Annotated in this window: 10 protein-coding genes; 6 read left to right on the forward strand and 4 right to left on the reverse strand. The window is 70.8% G+C overall.

Translation table 11 applies throughout. The annotated features are described in order from the left end of the window. Positions 1-539: 539 nt before the first annotated feature. On the forward strand, positions 540-1,628 hold the full coding sequence (locus tag ABDW61_RS22220; protein ID WP_343641845.1) for a glycosyltransferase: 1,089 nt from the start codon (positions 540-542) through the stop codon (positions 1,626-1,628). Here ABDW61_RS22220 and ABDW61_RS22225 read toward each other — a convergent pair. Beyond that, positions 1,619-2,671, reverse strand: a complete 1,053-nt coding sequence (locus tag ABDW61_RS22225; protein ID WP_343641922.1) for an ATP-binding protein — start codon at positions 2,669-2,671, stop codon at positions 1,619-1,621. The two genes, ABDW61_RS22220 and ABDW61_RS22225, sit on opposite strands and share 10 nt — an antisense overlap. Before the next feature lie 104 nt (positions 2,672-2,775). After that, positions 2,776-3,486 (reverse strand): response regulator, encoded by a 711-nt coding sequence (locus ABDW61_RS22230; protein WP_343641847.1) that lies wholly within the window; start codon positions 3,484-3,486, stop codon positions 2,776-2,778. Between the two features lie 144 nt (positions 3,487-3,630). On the opposite strand from ABDW61_RS22230, the gene ABDW61_RS22235 reads away from it, so the two are divergent. The 5 genes from ABDW61_RS22235 (at position 3,631) to ABDW61_RS22255 (ending at position 11,973) form a co-directional block, all read left to right on the forward strand. Further along, positions 3,631-4,827, forward strand: coding sequence for an efflux RND transporter periplasmic adaptor subunit (locus ABDW61_RS22235; RefSeq protein WP_343641848.1), 1,197 nt, complete (start codon positions 3,631-3,633; stop codon positions 4,825-4,827). A 16-nt stretch (positions 4,828-4,843) separates the two neighbouring features. Further along, positions 4,844-7,996: a multidrug efflux RND transporter permease subunit gene (locus ABDW61_RS22240; RefSeq protein ID WP_343641850.1), complete on the forward strand. Its 3,153-nt coding sequence runs from the start codon at positions 4,844-4,846 to the stop codon at positions 7,994-7,996. Next, positions 7,993-9,426, forward strand: coding sequence for an efflux transporter outer membrane subunit (locus ABDW61_RS22245; RefSeq protein WP_343641851.1), 1,434 nt, complete (start codon positions 7,993-7,995; stop codon positions 9,424-9,426). The genes ABDW61_RS22240 and ABDW61_RS22245 overlap by 4 nt, the downstream gene beginning before the upstream one ends. 92 nt (positions 9,427-9,518) lie before the next feature. Next, positions 9,519-10,568 (forward strand): hypothetical protein, encoded by a 1,050-nt coding sequence (locus tag ABDW61_RS22250; protein ID WP_343641852.1) that lies wholly within the window; start codon positions 9,519-9,521, stop codon positions 10,566-10,568. Positions 10,569-10,770: 202 nt separating this feature from the next. Beyond that, positions 10,771-11,973 carry an ABC transporter substrate-binding protein gene (locus tag ABDW61_RS22255; protein WP_343641924.1) on the forward strand — a complete coding sequence of 401 codons (1,203 nt, stop codon included), beginning with the start codon at positions 10,771-10,773 and terminating at the stop codon, positions 11,971-11,973. 13 nt (positions 11,974-11,986) lie between these two features. On the opposite strand, the gene ABDW61_RS22260 is transcribed toward ABDW61_RS22255, so the two are convergent. Continuing rightward, the gene (locus ABDW61_RS22260; RefSeq protein ID WP_343641853.1) at positions 11,987-12,517 is read right to left on the reverse strand and encodes a DUF4157 domain-containing protein; all 531 of its coding nucleotides are present in this window, start codon (positions 12,515-12,517) and stop codon (positions 11,987-11,989) included. After that, positions 12,514-15,114 carry a putative Ig domain-containing protein gene (locus ABDW61_RS22265; protein ID WP_343641855.1) on the reverse strand — a complete coding sequence of 867 codons (2,601 nt, stop codon included), beginning with the start codon at positions 15,112-15,114 and terminating at the stop codon, positions 12,514-12,516. The genes ABDW61_RS22260 and ABDW61_RS22265 overlap by 4 nt, the downstream gene beginning before the upstream one ends.

Genomic DNA, 15,114 nt, shown 5'->3' on the forward strand with positions numbered 1-15,114 from the left:
AACGCGGCAGACTTGGCCGCTATCGCGGCGTTCCTCAGCTTGGTCTTGCTCAGAGGTTTGTCGATTGGCATAAATGCTCCGGAGTCGGGTCATGTTATGCCTCGCACACAAAATTCAGGACAGGCTCCCACGCGAGGATGTCGTCGTAATCCGCGCTTCCGCGCAGTGCTTGCAGGTTGTACGGCCACTCGTGCGGTGAGCACGGATCCATCCACATCCGGAACCGATAGGGCGCCTGTCCCTTGCTATAGACCCACACCGTGTTCTTCTCTGATGGCGATATGCGTTCCATCGGAGGCGCCACTTCCACTTGCTCGACTCGTTTCAACATCGCCACTGCCTTTCGCTTCATCGACACCGCGTCGATGGGAGGCGCCCATTCTCGAAATCACCGAGCGTGTTGCCATGACTCAAAGTAGTTCTCGGCGGGGGGATCGAGGTGGGCCACCCTTCGGGGGATGAGCCCGAGCGCGACCTTCTCCATCTCCCCTCCATCTTCCGTCCACGGACGGTCCACACCGGCGGCCGAGACTGGCCGCATGTCCTCCCCCACGCTCCCTCCGCTGACGATCGTCCATGTCGTCTTCTCGTCCCGGCTGGCCGGCGCCGAGCGTCATGCGTTCGACCTGGCCGCCGCGCAGGCCGCCGCCGGCCATCGCGTCCATGTGGTGAGCGGCGGCAGCCCCCAGCTGCGGCGGGTGACCCCGGAAGCCGTCACGCACCACGCGCTGCCGTTTCCGCTGATGCGCGGCGCACGCCTGGCGGCACTGGTCCGGCGCCTGGGCGCGGACATCTGCCATGGGCACCTCGGCCCGGCCTGCAAGGCGGTGGCGCGCTGCACCAGCGCGATCCGCATCGGCACGCTGCATGTCGGCTACAAGCCGCATCAGCATGAGCGCCTGGACGGCCTGATCTGCGTCAATCGCGACCAGTGGGCGACGCTCGGCACCTACCTCGGCGCCGCGCGCGTCGTCTACAACTGGCCGCCGCAGCCGATGAACGCGCCGCGAGGACCGCGCCTGCGCGAGCAACTCCAGCTCGGCGGCGACCAGGTCCTCGTCGGTACCGTGGCGCGGCTGCACCGCAGCAAGGGCGTCGATCTGCTGATCCGCGCCTTCGCGCAGTACGCGCCCAGCCACGCGGCGCTGGCCATCCTCGGCGAAGGTCCGCAGGAGCGTGAGCTCAGGCGCCTGGCCGGCGGCCATCCGCGCATCCACTTCCTGGGATTCCGCGACGACGTCGACGTCGCCCTCGCGGACATGGACCTGTTCGTGTCCCCGTCGCGCGAGGAGGCGCTGCCGCTGGCCGTGCTCGAGGCCATGCGCGCCGGGCTGCCCATCCTCGCCACCCGCACCGACGGCCTGCAGCAGCTGCTGGCCGAGGCCCCGGCCACGCTGGTGCCGGTGGAGGACGTGACCGCGCTTGGCACCGCGCTGCAGGCCCGCATCCGTGGCCTGCGCCTGCCGGGCCACGCGCGCGAGGTCTCCCGCGTGCGGGTCATGTACGACATGGGCCTTTACGACCGCGACATCGCGGTGGCCCGCATCGAATCCTTCTACCGCTCCCTGCTGCCGGTGGAGGGCCAGGCCCGGCGGTCCGGGCCTTCGCTCGACGGCTCCTACGCCTGAGCGGCGCTGGGCTGCTCCGGCGCCGGCACATCGGGCCAGGTCAGCTCGATCGCCGTGCCGCCGAGCGGGGAGGGCACGCAGACCGCATGCCCGCGATGCGCTCGCGCGATCGCGCCCACCACCGCCAGCCCCAATCCGCTGCCGCCACTGTCGCGCGAGCGCGAAATGTCCGCGCGCCAGAAGGCCTCGAAGACGCGCTGCGCGACCGCGGCCGGCACGCCCGGTCCCTCGTCCTCGACACGCAGCACGCAACTGCCGCCCGCCACGCCCGCATGCACGCGCACCACGCCCGGCACCGCGTACTTCTTGGCGTTCTCCAGCAGCGCCAGCAACACCTGCCGCAGCCGCACCGGATCGCAATGCGCCCGGGTCGGCGGCAGGTCCAGCTCGATGCGCTGGCCCGACGCGGCCATCGCATGCTCATACACGTCGACCACCTTGCGCACCTCATCGCCCAGGTCGGTCTCGACGATCTGCAGGTGCAGGTGGCCGCTCTCCGACAGGCCCAGTGTGCGCAGGTCCTCGATCAGCCGCGTCAGGCCCTCGACCTGCGCCAGCAGCTTGCTGAACTGCTCTTCCGATGGCGTGAAGACGCCATCGGCCAGCCCTTGCAGCCGCCCGCGCAGGATGGTCACCGGCGTGCGCAGCTCATGCGCGATGGCGGCGTTCCACTGCGCCTTCTCGTGCGTGATGCGCTCGAGCTGGTCGGCCATCGAGTTGAAGTCCTCCGCCAGCCGCGAGGCCTCGCCCAGCGACAGGTCGCCGCCCACCGCGCGCGCGCTGAGGTCGCCCGCGGCGACGCGCCGGATGCAGTCCGCCACCGAGTTCAACGGCACGAGGATGCGCCGCGCGAGCCGCGACGCGACCCAGCCCGCGCCGGTCATCGCGGCCACCGTGGTCACGATCATCCAGACGATCTCCGGCGAGGACAGCTCCCAGTTGTCCGTCTCCAGCAGCTCCGGCCTCACCTGGGCGAGCACGTAATAGAAGCCGAACGAGGTGCCGATCACCATCAGCGTGACCCAGAACGCGACCGTCGTCATCGCGCGCACGAGCTCGCGGCTGAGGCCGCCCGCGCGTGCATCGCTCGCGCTGTCCGGCCTGGCGTCGAGGCGGCGGCGGCCCTCGGCGCCGCGGCTCTCGGCGTTCATTCGACGCCCCGGAAGCGGTAGCCGACGCCGCGCACGCTGGCCGGAACGCCATCGATGCCCAGGTCCTCGAGCTTCTTGCGCAGCTTGCTGATGTGGCTGTCGACGGTGCGCTCCAGCGCGTCGCCTTCGGGCAGACAGGCCTCGAGCAGTTCCGCGCGGCTGTAGGCGCGCTTGGGATGGCGCGCCATCTCGGCCAGCAGGCGGAACTCGGTCAGCGTCAGCGCGAGCGGTTGCGGCTGGCCCTGGACCTCGACGGTGGCGACGTGGTTCTCCAGGTCGATCTCGAAGGGCGCGACACGCAGCACCTGGCCCGGCGCGCGGCTGGGCCGGCCCGCGCGGCGCAGCACCGCGTGCACGCGGGCCACCACTTCTGCGGGGTTGAAGGGCTTGACGACATAGTCGTCGGCGCCGATGCGCAGCCCGGTCAGCTTGTCGACGTCCTGATCGAGCGCGGTCAGCATGATCACCGGCGTGTCGCCGCGCTGGCGGATCGCGGCCAGCACCTGCCAGCCATCCAGCAGCGGCATCTGCACGTCCAGCAGCACGAGGTCGGGCTTGAGCGCCTGGTGCGATTCCAGGCCGCGCCGGCCGTCGGTGGCGCGCACCGTGCGCAGGCCCTCGCGCTCGAGGTAGGCCTGCAGGATGTCGGCGATCTCGGGTTCGTCCTCGACGATCAGCACCAGCGAACTGTTCAGGGTATCCGTCATGGAGCCGGATTCTCACTCCGGCGGCGGCGATCCACCGAATCTCCATCCTTCCTCAGCCGGCCCTCCATCGACCCCTTCCAGACTCGCAGGCTGCGGCGGCACCGGTCGCCACGATCTTCCAGAAGTCTGAAAGCAGTGAATCACATGAATCATCGATCGCCCTGGATCCGGCGCGGCGCGGCCGTGCTGGGCCTGAGCCTGCTGAGCGCCTGTGGCATGGAAGGCGCCGAGATGCCGCCGGCGCCGCCGCCGCCCGTCACCATCACCGCCGTCCAGCCCGAGACCCTCTCGGTGACCGAGGTCTTCCCGGGCCGCGTCGCCGCACTGCGCGTGGCCGAGATCCGCCCGCAGGTGAGCGGCATCGTGCAGCGCCGCCTGTTCGAGGAGGGCGCCGAAGTGCGCGCCGGGCAGCCGCTGTTCGCGATCAACGCCGCGCCGTTCAAGGCCGAGGCCAAGGTCGCCGCCGCCGCCCTCCAGCGCGCCGAGGCCGCGCTGGCCCGCGCGCAGCAGCAGGTCGACCGCCTCGCGCCGCTGGCCAAGGCCGAGGCCGTGAGCCGCCAGTCCTACGACGACGCGCTCACCGAGCGCGACCTGGCGGCCGCCGATGTCGCCCAGGCCCGCGCCACGCATGAGCGCCGCAAGCTCGACGTCGCGTTCTCCACCGTCGACGCGCCGATCTCCGGCCGCATCGACCAGGCCCTGCAGACCGAGGGCGCGCTGGTGGCCGCCAACGACAGCACGCCGATGGCGCGCATCGTGCAGATCGACCAGGTCTATGTCGACGTGCGCCAGCCCGCGTCCGCGCTCGCCGCGATCCGCCAGCAGCTCGAAGTGGCCGGCGCCAAGGGCCGCGCATCCACCGCCGTGCCCGTCACCGTGCTGCGCTCCGGAGGCGAGCCGATGGATCTGAAGGCGCGGGTGCTGTTCTCCGGCATGTCCGTGGACATGGGCACGGGCGACGTGCTGCTGCGCGTGCTGGTCGAGAACCCGAAGCGCGAGCTGCTGCCCGGCATGTTCGTGCGGGCGCGTCTGCCGATGGCCCGCTACGACGGCGCGCTGCGCGTGCCGCAGCAGTCCGTGCAGCGCGGCCCGTCCGGCGCGCAGGTCTGGGTGCTGACGCCGGCCAACGAGGCGCGCCTGGTGGATGTCACGGTCGGCGAACTGACCGACCACCACTACCGCGTCGCCAGCGGGCTGCGCGCGGGCGACCGCGTTGTCGTCACCGGCATGGACCGCCTGAGTGCGGGTGTGAAGGTCGACCTGGCCACGGCCAGCGCCGCCAGCACGCCCGATGCGGCCGGCAGGCCGGTGGCCGCGGCCTCGGCCGCCACGGTGCGCTGAGCACGGGAACGCCGCCATGCCTCAGTTCTTCATCCAGCGGCCCATCTTCGCGTGGGTCATCGCGCTGTTCATCGTGCTGTTCGGGCTGATCGCGATCCCGCAGTTGCCGATCGCGCGCTATCCGTCCGTCGCGCCGCCCTCGGTGACGATCTCCGCCTCCTATCCCGGCGCCACGCCGCAGGCGATGAACGACGGCGTCATCGGACTCATCGAGCGCGAGCTATCCAGCGTCAAGCACCTGCTGTACTTCGAGTCCTCCGCCGATTCCTCCGGTGAGGCCAGCATCACCGCCACCTTCAAGCCGGGCACCGATCCGGAGCTGGCGCAGGTCGACGTGCAGAACAAGATCAAGGCCGTAGAGGCGCGGCTGCCGCAGTCGGTGCGGCAGAACGGGCTGAACATCGAATCCTCTTCGTCCGGCTTCCTGATGATCATCGGGTTGCGCTCGGACGACGGCCGCGTCGGCGAGACGGCGCTGAGCGATTACCTGGCGCGCAACACCGTCGAGGAACTGCGCCGCATCGAGGGCGTCGGCCGCGTGCAGCTGTTCGGCGCCGAGCAGGCGCTGCGCGTCTGGGTCGACCCGTCCAAGCTGATCGGCTACGGCCTGTCGATGGCCGATGTCAACGCCGCCATCGCCCGCCAGAACGTGCAGATCGCACCGGGGCGCCTGGGCGATGCGCCCGCTGTCGCGGGCCAGCGCGTCACCGTGCCGCTGACCGTGCAGGGGCAACTGGAGTCTCCCGAGCAGTTCGCGGCCCTGGTGCTGCGCGCCAACCCCGATGGCTCCAAGCTGCTGCTGCGCGATGTCGCCAAGGTCGAGATCGGCTCCCAGTCCTACAACTTCATGAGCACCGAGGACGGCAAGACCGCCTCCGCGATCGGCATCCAGCTCGCGCCCGGCGGCAACGCGGTCAAGACCGCGCAGGCGGTGCTGGACCGGCTCGAGCAGCTCAAGCCCTCGCTGCCGCGCGGACTGAGTTACTCGGTGCCGTTCGAGACCGCGCCCTTCGTCAAGATCTCGATCGAGAAGGTGGTGCACACGCTGCTCGAGGCGATGGTGCTGGTCTTCCTGGTCATGTACCTGTTCCTGCAGAACGTGCGCTACACGCTGATCCCGGCCATCGTGGCGCCGATCGCGCTGCTGGGCACGATGGCGGTGATGCTGCTGGCGGGCTTCTCGATCAACGTGCTGACGATGTTCGGCATGGTGCTGGCGATTGGCATCATCGTGGACGACGCCATCGTCGTGGTCGAGAACGTCGAGCGGCTGATGGCCGAGGAGGGCCTGGGCCCGCGCGAGGCCACCATCAAGGCGATGAAGGAGATCACCGGCGCCGTCATCGGCATCACGCTGGTGCTGACCGCGGTGTTCCTGCCGATGGCCTTCTCCAGCGGCTCGGTGGGTGTGATCTACAAGCAGTTCACGCTGTCGATGGCGGTGTCCATCCTGTTCTCCGCCTTCCTGGCGCTGAGCCTGACGCCGGCGCTGTGCGCGACGCTGCTCAAGCCCATCCCGGCCGGCCACCACGACAAGCGCGGCTTCTTCGGCTGGTTCAACCGCCGCTTCGACCGGCTGACGCGCCGCTATGAATCCGGCGTGGGCAAGCTGGTCGCGCGCAGCGGCCGGATGATGCTGGTCTTCGTCGCGTTGTCGGCCGCGCTGGTCGGCGCGCTGCGCATGCTGCCGTCGTCCTTCCTGCCGGAGGAGGACCAGGGCTACTTCATGACGATGTTCCAGCTGCCGCCGGACGCGACGATCGAGCGCACGATGGACTCGATCCACGCCTACGACCGTCACCTGGCGACGCGGCCCGGCATCGGCTCCAACATGTCGGTGGTGGGCTACGGCTTCTCGGGCAACGGCCCGAACGCGGCAATGGCCTTCACGATGATGAAGCCCTGGAAGGACCGCGGCGGCGCCACCACCGCCGACGAGGCCGCCCGCGCGCAGGCCGCGATGGCCGGCACCGAGGGCATGTCCATGAGCCTGATGCCGCCGGCGATCGAGGAGCTCGGCAACTCCTACGGCTTCACGATGCGGCTGGTCGACCAGGCCAATCAAGGCGTGGAGGCGCTGCAGGCCGCGCAGGCCAGGCTGCTGGCGCTGGCGGCGCAGAGCACGCTCGTGGCCGGCGTCTACCCGGACGGCCTGCCGCCGGGGCGCAGCGTGAAGCTGTCGATCGACCGGCAGAAGGCGCAGGCGCTGGGCATCGAGTTCAACGACATCAGCGACACGATCTCGACCGCGATGGGCTCGCAGTACGTCAACGATTTCCCGAACCGCGGCCGCATGCAGCAGGTGATCGTGCAGGCTGACGCGTCCGCGCGCATGCAGCTCGAGGACCTGCTCAAGCTGACCGTGCGCAACAGCGCCGGCGGGCTGGTGCGGCTGTCCGAAGTGGTGACGCCCGAATGGCGCGAGACGCCGCTGCAGCTGGTCCGCTACCAGGGCTACCTGGCCGCGCGGATCTCGGGCAGCGCGAACTACCCGGCCTCCAGCGGCGAGGCCATGGCCGAGATGGAACGCCTCGTGGCGCAACTGCCGCCGGGCTTCGCGGTGGCGTGGACCGGTCAGTCGCTGCAGGAGCGCGAGTCCGCCGCCGAGGCGCCGATGCTGCTGGCGCTGTCGATGCTGGTGGTCTTCCTGGTGCTGGCCGCGCTCTATGAGAGCTGGTCCATCCCGGTGTCGGTGATGCTGGTCGTGCCGCTGGGCCTGATCGGCGCGGTCGCCGCGGTGTTCCTGCGCGGGCTGCCCAACGACGTGTTCTTCAAGGTCGGGATGATCACGGTGATCGGGCTGTCGGCGAAGAACGCGATCCTGATCGTCGAATTCGCCAAGCAGCTGCGCGAGGAGGGCAAGGGCCTGGTGGAGGCGGTGGTCACCGCCGCGCGGCTGCGGCTGCGTCCGATCCTGATGACCTCGCTGGCCTTCGTGCTGGGCGTGGTGCCGCTGGTGGTGGCGTCGGGCGCGAGCGCCGAGACCCAGCATGCGATCGGCACCGGCGTGCTCGGCGGCATGCTGAGCGCGACCGTCCTGGCCATCCTCTTCGTCCCGGTCTTCTTCGTCTTCGTGATGAGCCTGACCGAGCGCGCCGCCGCCTGGCGCGGCCGCCGCGCCGGCGCCACGGGCCGCGAGACCTCGCACAACGCCCAGGAGCACGCATGAAGCGCCTGACTGCCATGAGCCTGACTGTCCCGAGCCTGCCTCTCCTCGCGCTGGCGGCCGCGGCGCTGGCCGCGTTGCTGGCCGGCTGCTCGATGACGCCGCCGCTGACGCGGCCCGAGAGCCCGATCCCCTCGCAGTACCCGCGCCATGAGCATGCGGTGACCGACACGACGGCCGCCGACATCGGCTGGCGATCGATGTTCAACGACGCGCGGCTGCAGCGGCTGATCGAGCTCGCGCTGAAGAACAACCGCGACCTGCGCCTGGCCGCGCTGAACGTGGAGATGGTCCGCGCGCAATACGACATCCGCAAGGCGGCGGAGCTGCCGCAGCTGGGCGTGGCCGCGAACGTGACCCGCGAGCGCAGCAACGCCGGCGGCTCGGCGCTGACGCAGACGCAGGCCGGTGTCAGCGTCGGCATCACGGCTTTCGAACTGGACCTGTTCGGGCGCGTGCGCGCGCAGTCCGAGGCGGCGCTGGCGCGTTACTTCGCGTCGGAGCAGGGCCGCCGTGCGGCGCAGATCTCGCTGGTCGGCGCCGTCGCCGAGGCCCATTTCGCGGAGCGCCTGGCGCAGGCGCAGCTCGAACTGTCGAGCCGGACCGTCGAGGACTGGCGCGGCTCGCTGCAGCTGGTGCGGCAGCTCAAGGCCGCGAATCAGACCGGCGCGCTGGAACTGGCCCAGGCCGAGGCCCAGGTGGCGGCCTCCGAAGCCGATCGCGAGGCGCGTCAGCGCGAGGCGGAACACCGTGCCCATGCGCTCGCGCTGCTGATCGGCCAGGAACTGCCCGCCGATCTGCCCGAAGGGGCGCCGCTGATGGCGGACTCCGTCATCACGCGGCTGCCCGCGGGGCTGCCATCGCAGCTGCTGGCGCGGCGGCCGGATCTGCGCCAGGCGGAGCTGGGACTCGTCGCGGCGAACGCCGAGATCGGCGTCGCGCGGGCGGCCTTCTTCCCGCGCATCGCGCTGACGGCCTCGGTCGGCACGGCGAGTCCGGGGCTGAAGGGCCTGTTCAAGGGCGGTTCCGGCGTCTGGTCGTTCGCGCCGCAGCTGACGCAGCCGCTGTTCCCCAATGGCGATCTGAAGGCGGAACTGCGGCTCGCGGAGCTGCGCAAGACCGGCGCGGTGCTGGAGTACGAACGCGCCGTGCAGACGGCCTTCCGCGAGGTGTCCGACGGACTGACCGGCCAGGAGCGCTATGCGCGCCAGGCCGACGCCCATCAGCGCGCCGTGCAGGCCGCGGACCGGCGCGCGGCGCTGGCGGCGCTGCGCTACCGCGCCGGCGTCGACAGCCGGCTCGAAGTGCTCGACGCGCAGCGCCAGTTGTACGCGGCGCGGCAGGCGGTGCTGGACCTGCGCAAGGAGGAGATCGCCAATGCGATCGCGCTCTACAAGGCGCTGGGGGGCGGGCTCGAGGAGCGCGGCGGCTGAGACGGCGGTGTCCGCTGGGCGCATCGAGCGATGTCGCGCGAACATTTCGGCCTGATTTGCGACTGACGCGCATCGCCACGCTTCGATCTCCCATGGCCACCTCCCGCATCCATTCGCCGCCGCCATCGATGCCGGTTTCCACCGATGAGACGGTGGAAGCCGCCCCTGCCGAGATCGCGCTCACGCAGGACCCGGCTCACGCGCCAAGGCGCCGCGGAGCCGTTCGAACGGGAATGACCAGCCAGGCCGCACGGGACGCGGAGGCCGCCAGGGCGAAGACGGTGAGGACGGCGAATATTCCCTATGAGCGCCGCGACATGCCGACCGACCGCGAGGCCTTGGTCCAGTTGCGCAGCAACGCGCAACTGGCGAGCTTCCCGTATCACCGCGATGCGGACAGGCTTCCGCCAGGCTGGCAGCCCGACGAGACGCTCGCCGGCACCATGCGATCGGTTCTGGCTTGCCGATCAGGCACTGGCGTGCAGAGCCCCGACGGAACCATCATCGACGCCGAGAGCGCGCTCACCGCGGTGCTGCTGCGCAACAAGGAAACGCGCGAGCTGGTGGTGTCGCTGGGGGGGACCAGCGCGGGCAAGCACACTGGCGAGACGCTCGCCCAACGGTTCGCGCCGGGTGCGAATTTCGTCTCCTCGCTGAAGCAGTGGGGCGCCAACTTCAAGGCCGCTGGCGGTGGAGTACCGCAGAGCTACGCGCGGGCGGCTGCGCTCCTGAGGACCTTGCAGTCCCACGCCAAGGCGGATCCCTCGCTGAAGGGCTATCGGATTCGACTGGTGGGGCATTCCAAGGGCGCTGGCGAGGCGATGTACGCGTCGCTGAACGCGGCCACGCCGGTGAGGGTGACTGCCTTCTGCCCGGCACATCTGCATGACTCGCTCGTGAAGTCGGCGAAGGACAGGATCGCCGAGACCAAGGAGCTGATCGAGAGCTTCTCGCCGCAGGGCGATATCGTGCCTGCCCTGCGGGGATGGGTCCCCAGCATGCATGGCATCGGCATCGGCCATCACTTCGCCGGTATCCAGGGCAGGAATCCTGTCGATCTCCATGACCAGTTCCATGAGCACGTGCAGGCCTACTGCGACGGCATGCTCAAGCCGCAGCAGCCCGGTAACCCGGTGGTCTGAGGCGCGAGGAGGCTGGCGCGTGTTTAGCGTTTTCAGCCTAAACAACCAGCAAAGTCCCGCGACCCGGTTGACCCTTGAATAGGAGGCTCCAAGAATCTCCCCCCACGATTCACGTGGACACAAGAGGAGACAACGCATGAAGACGACCACCTGGACCCGCCGCGGCCTGATCGCGGCGGCGGCGAGCGCGACGCTGGGCGCGATGGCGGGACCGGCGCGGGCCGGCGATCTGGAGGTGCTGCATTGGTGGACCAGCGGCGGCGAAGCCAAGGCCATCTCGGGCCTGAAGGACGTGATGCAGGCCAAGGGCCATCACTGGAAGGACTTCGCGGTCGCCGGCGGAGCCGGCGATGCGGCGATGACGGTGCTGAAGTCGCGCGCGATCTCGGGCAACGCGCCGACCGCCGCGCAGATCAAGGGGCCGCTGCTGCAGGACTGGGCGGCCGAAGGCATGCTCGCCAACATCGACGACGTGGCCAAGGCCGAGCGCTGGGACGAGCTGCTGCTGCCGGTGATCAGCAACATCGTGAAGTACCAGGGCCACTACATCGCGGTGCCGGTCAACGTGCACCGGGTCAACTGGCTGTGGATCAATCCTGAAGTGATGAAGAAGGCCGGCGTGAAGCCACCGGCGACCTGGGACGAGTTCTTCACCGCCGCCGACGCGCTGAAGAAGGCGGGCGTGACGCCGCTGGCGCATGGCGGGCAGTCATGGCAGGACTTCACCACCTTCGAGACGGTCGTGCTGGGCACGGGAGGGCCGGAGTTCTATCGCAAGGCCCTGGTGCAGCTCGATCCGGCGAGCCTGAAGAGTCCGACGATGGAGAAGTCGCTGACGACCTTCCGCCGCCTGAAGGCCTACACCGACCGCAACGCGCCGGGCCGTGATTGGAACCTCGCCACGGCGATGGTGATGAAGGGCGAGGCCGCGATGCAGATCATGGGCGACTGGGCCAAGGGCGAGTTCCTGGCGGCGGGCAAGGTCGCCGGCAAGGACTTCCTGTGCGTGCCGGCGCCCGGCACCGCCAAGGGCTACACCTTCAACGTGGACTCGTTCGCGATGTTCAAGGTCAGGGGCGCGGCGAACCAGCAGGCGCAGCGCGACATGGCCTCGGCCATCCTGTCGCCGGCGGTGCAGGAGTCCTTCAACCTGGAGAAGGGCTCGATCCCGGTGCGCAAGGGCGTCAACCTGGCCAAGTACGACGACTGCGCCAAGGCCTCGGCCGCGGACTTCGCCGAGGCGGGCAAGGCTGGCACGCTGCTGCCCTCGATCGCGCATGGCATGGCGGTCAAGGCCGCCGCGGAGGGCGCGATGAAGGACGTGGTCAGCCAGTTCTGGAACAGCGAGTCCATCACGCCGGCCCAGGCGATGGACCGGCTGGTGGCGGCGTCCAGGACGCAGTGACCGGCGGGCGGGCTCAGCGCTTCGCGCGCTGAGCCGCCATCGCCTTCGCGCCCATCGCGTCGGCCTCGCGCTCCAGCGCGGCCTGATCGTTGACCGGCACCCCGCCGGCCATCGTCAGCGTCGGCTTCACGCGACCCTGCGCCTGCTGGACCACGTGCCAGGCCTCGTGCGGCAGGTGCTTCTCCTGGCCCGGCGCGAGGTGGATGTCGCGGCCCTGCGCGTAGGCATGGGCCTCGAGCTGGGCCGGCTTCGGCGAGCCGTAATGCACGCGCACGTCGCCGAGAGGCATGCCGGAGAGCGCCTCCATGCCCGCGCGCAGCGGAGCGGGTAATCCGCCACTGTCCGCGTCGGACGCGGGCTGCCGCTGAACGGCCTCCGCGCTCGCCGCGGCCGGCTGCGCCTGACCCTGGCGCAGCCGCGCGAGCTGAGCCGCCTGGCCGGCGATGCGCGGGCTGTCCGCCGGCGCGCCCGGACCGGGGACCTGCTGGGCGGGGGCGGGGAGCCGCCCGGGGGCGCGGGTCGCGTGCGAGTCGTGGTCCTTCATGGCTGCTCCACCGTGCGTTTCAACAAGGCCGTCACCAGGAACACCGCCAGCGCCACCACCAGCGCGCCCAGCAGCGCCGTGCCATTGCGCAGGAAGGCCATGGCCGGATCGCAGGTCGCCAGCGCGAAAGCCACCAGCGCCGGCGGCAGCCCGGCCAGCAGCGCGACGCGGCCGTAACGGCGCCGCCATTCGCAATTGAGCTGCAACGCGATCCAGATGACCAGTCCGGCGAGCACCAGCAGCTCCAGCACGAGCCGCACCGCCCAGCGATTCGGGCAGACCCAGTCGCACAGGACGCGCATCGGCGCGGGCGGCGGCTCGGGGCCGAAGGTGGCCCGCAGCGCCTCATGGGTCTCGTGGCCCGCGGCCGGCGACGGCCAGAACGCGACGCCGCCGAAGTTGTCCTGCGCGTACACCAGGTCGTCGCCCAGCTGCTGCGGGTCCAGCGCCGGAAACTGCAGCACCGGCACGATGCTGCGCAGGAAGGCGCGGCGGGTGGTGCCGTGCAGCACCGTGCTGTCCTCGACGATGCGCCGCAACTGCCGCTTGGTGTCGGAGGTCGGCTCGGGCAGCGGGACCAGGAAGCGCAGCTCGACATTGCTGCGGCGGCGGTAGTCCGACAGGTCCGCGACGACCCGGCCATTGTGCAGCTCCGGCTGCTCCACGGCGGCCAGCAGCTCATACAGCGCCGGGACCTGGAAGGCCGCCAGACCGCCTTCGTTCGGCGCCGCCGCGCCGCCCTTGGTCAGCGCCGCCATGCCCGGCAGCGGGACGACGAGGTTGATCGTGTAGGTGCGTTCGGGATGTCGCGCCATCACCTCGGCCAGCGCGTGCACGAAGGCGGCATAGAAGTCCTCGAAGCGCGCGAGCTCCTTCGCGTCGGTGGGCAGCTCATCGACCACGAGCGTGATGCCGTCGCCCACGTACTGCCGCTCGGCGAAGAACGGCATCCAGGCCTTGACCGTCTGCCACCACCCCGGCAGCGGCGTGTCGATGATTCCCCAGGCGCGCTCGGCGAGCTGACGCGGGATCTGCTGCCGCGCCAGCTTCCACTCGTCCGGCGAAGGCGCGGTGATGAAGCGCCAGTTCCTCGCATAGAGGGTCAGGTCGAGCCGCGTCCCATGGCTGCGGGCAGCGCGCAGCAGGGCGGTGGTATCGGGATCGCTCTCCCACCGCTTGGGCAGGACCAGATCGCCGGCCAGGGGCAGCGCGAAGACGCTGAGCCGGTTCACGAAGGCGAAGTCGATGGGCTGCGCGGTGCCGGCGTCTTTCCAGAACGGCAGGAAGGCATAGAGCGGGTTGTCGTCGCGCGGCGCGGCACAGCTGCAGCCGGCCTCGTCGCGCCAGAGCATCTTTTCCGGCGGCACCAGCGCCTCCTCGCGCCGCGCGGCGGCAACGAGCCAGGCCGTCAGACCCGGCGGCAACAGCCAGCCCCGCATCTGCGCCGGCTTGAGCTCGCCCTTGGCCGCGGCGGCCAGCGTCTTGTCGTGCGCTTCGGCGCTTTCCTCCGGCTCCTTGAGACAGGCGGACACGCGTTCGCCGACATCGGGCAATTGGGCGTTGCGGCGCCGGGCGTCGTTCACCAGCAGTTGCGCCACCTGTCGGCAGACCCGCATCCGCACGGCCCGTTCGAACAGCAGGGCCGAGAGATAGTCCTGCTCCAGCATCGGCGCGAGGATGGCTTCGAGCTGAGCCTGCTGCGTGTCCGTCCACTTGAGCTGGGACGGTACGGGCGGCGGCGGTGGGGCCGGCCGGCCGGGGGCAGAGGCCGGCTCGGCGGGCGAGGACGGAGAGGAAGGCGAGGGGGGCGCGGCCATGGCCGGTTCCACGATCGCCGCGGGCTCGACCGTGTCCGTGGCGAGGCCGTCGCCCGCCGGGGAGGCCGCGGAGGCCGCGGCGTTGGCAGCGGCCACGGCGGCCGCGGCGATGTGGTCCTTCAGCGCGTCGAACGCGTTGCCGGAGAGCCGGTAGATGAGCGCGGTCGGAACGCTGGGCGCCTGCAGGCCTGTCCTGGGATCGAAGGGGACGGCATCGCTGGCGGGCGCGGAGGGCGCCGAGGGGGCGGAGGCGACCGCGGCCGGCTTGCGCGCGCCGGCCGCCCGGACCTGCAGGTTGAAGGCCTGCTGCAGCGCGGCGCCCGCGCGATCCTGCACCGACACGGTGAAGCGCGCGACCTGTGGCTGCTCGGGCAGGCCGGTGATCATGCCGCGCGATCCGAGGGCCAGGCCTTGCGGCAAGGCCCCGTCCACCAGCGTGAATCGGTAGGGCGGCCGCCCGCCTTCGGCGGCGATGGTCTGGGTGTACTCGCGGCCCTGCGTGGCGGCGGGCAGCGACTCCGGCGGGCGGGCGAGACGCAGCGGCTCTCCCGCGGCACAGCATGCGGCGCCGCAGGCCTCGGCCGAACCGGGCAGCAAGGAGGCGTCCTTCGGCGGCGAGGGGCAGGCGGCGGAGGCCGCGATGAGGGCCGGCGCGGGCGTCTGGCTCGAAGCTGCCGCCATCGCGGAGGGCGCCGGCGACGATGCCGCGGAGGCCGCCGCCGGCGACGGTGCCGAGGCGCTCCCCGCCTGCCCGGCCAACCCGGCCCAGAGCAGCGCCAT

Origin of the sequence: Roseateles sp. (assembly GCF_039595595.1) — a bacterium.
Taxonomy (GTDB): domain Bacteria; phylum Pseudomonadota; class Gammaproteobacteria; order Burkholderiales; family Burkholderiaceae_C; genus Roseateles.

What these genes read in the sequence shown, in the direction of transcription:
- ABDW61_RS22220 (WP_343641845.1), top strand. Translation starts at nt 540, where the DNA reads ATGTCCTCCCCCACGCTCCCTCCGCTGACGATCGTCCATGTCGTCTTC.
- ABDW61_RS22225 (WP_343641922.1), bottom strand. Translation starts at nt 2,671, where the DNA reads ATGACGACGGTCGCGTTCTGGGTCACGCTGATGGTGATCGGCACCTCG.
- ABDW61_RS22230 (WP_343641847.1), bottom strand. Translation starts at nt 3,486, where the DNA reads ATGACGGATACCCTGAACAGTTCGCTGGTGCTGATCGTCGAGGACGAA.
- ABDW61_RS22235 (WP_343641848.1), top strand. Translation starts at nt 3,631, where the DNA reads ATGAATCATCGATCGCCCTGGATCCGGCGCGGCGCGGCCGTGCTGGGC.
- ABDW61_RS22240 (WP_343641850.1), top strand. Translation starts at nt 4,844, where the DNA reads ATGCCTCAGTTCTTCATCCAGCGGCCCATCTTCGCGTGGGTCATCGCG.
- ABDW61_RS22245 (WP_343641851.1), top strand. Translation starts at nt 7,993, where the DNA reads ATGAAGCGCCTGACTGCCATGAGCCTGACTGTCCCGAGCCTGCCTCTC.
- ABDW61_RS22250 (WP_343641852.1), top strand. Translation starts at nt 9,519, where the DNA reads ATGGCCACCTCCCGCATCCATTCGCCGCCGCCATCGATGCCGGTTTCC.
- ABDW61_RS22255 (WP_343641924.1), top strand. Translation starts at nt 10,771, where the DNA reads ATGGCGGGACCGGCGCGGGCCGGCGATCTGGAGGTGCTGCATTGGTGG.
- ABDW61_RS22260 (WP_343641853.1), bottom strand. Translation starts at nt 12,517, where the DNA reads ATGAAGGACCACGACTCGCACGCGACCCGCGCCCCCGGGCGGCTCCCC.
- ABDW61_RS22265 (WP_343641855.1), bottom strand. Translation starts at nt 15,114, where the DNA reads ATGGCGCTGCTCTGGGCCGGGTTGGCCGGGCAGGCGGGGAGCGCCTCG.